We start from the raw sequence: 661 nt of genomic DNA, 5'->3' as shown, positions 1-661 counted from the left end.
ATCCCTGCTCGGGTTTCCCCATTCGGAGACCTCCGGATCACAACCTGTTAGCGGTTCCCCGGAGCTTTTCGCAGCTGTCCACGTCCTTCTTCGCCTCTGATCGCCTAGGCATCCACCGTGCGCCCTTTGTAGCTTGACCGTACCCCTAAGGCACGCATCGAACTCGCGCCCGGAGTTCGATTGCCGAACTTCCGCGCGCCAGCTTCTTCGCTAGCTTTAGGACGCTATCTACTATTCAATTGTCAGAGATCCAGGACGCCGAAGCGTCGCAGTCTTTTGGTGTCTGGCGGTCCAGACGGTGGAGCTGAACGGGCTCGAACCGTCGACCTCAGGCTTGCAAAGCCCGCGCTCTCCCAGCTGAGCTACAGCCCCAAGAGCATTCCAGAACGCTCAGGTGGGCCAGGGCAGAGTTGAACTGCCGACCTCACGCTTATCAGGCGTGCGCTCTAACCACCTGAGCTACTGGCCCAAACTGCAGCCTCCGCTCTCGCGGAGCCGCAGCTCGGTCCCTGGAAACTGGATTGTACGCGCCACCGTGTGGGACGGGTTTGACCTCTAGGTAGGCGCCGAAGCGCTTCCTTAGAAAGGAGGTGATCCAGCCGCAGGTTCCCCTACGGCTACCTTGTTACGACTTCACCCCAGTTACCAGCCACTCCTTGGG

The 661-nt window shown here is 60.2% G+C and carries 2 tRNA genes and 2 rRNA genes; all 4 read right to left on the bottom strand.

Annotated features, from left to right (window positions below):
- Positions 1-139: ribosomal RNA gene (locus E8A74_RS51690) — 23S ribosomal RNA — on the bottom strand; the annotation flags it as partial.
- A 160-nt stretch (positions 140-299) separates the two neighbouring features.
- Positions 300-372 (bottom strand) — tRNA-Ala (locus tag E8A74_RS51685).
- Positions 373-395: 23 nt separating this feature from the next.
- Positions 396-469 (bottom strand) — tRNA-Ile (locus E8A74_RS51680).
- Positions 470-583: 114 nt separating this feature from the next.
- Positions 584-661: ribosomal RNA gene (locus E8A74_RS51675) — 16S ribosomal RNA — on the bottom strand; the annotation flags it as partial.

The organism is Polyangium fumosum, assembly GCF_005144585.1.
In the GTDB taxonomy this organism is placed as follows: domain Bacteria; phylum Myxococcota_A; class Polyangia; order Polyangiales; family Polyangiaceae; genus Polyangium; species Polyangium fumosum.
The sequence above is the reverse complement of the archived record's forward strand: the minus strand, read 5'-3'. Positions and strand labels throughout refer to the sequence as shown.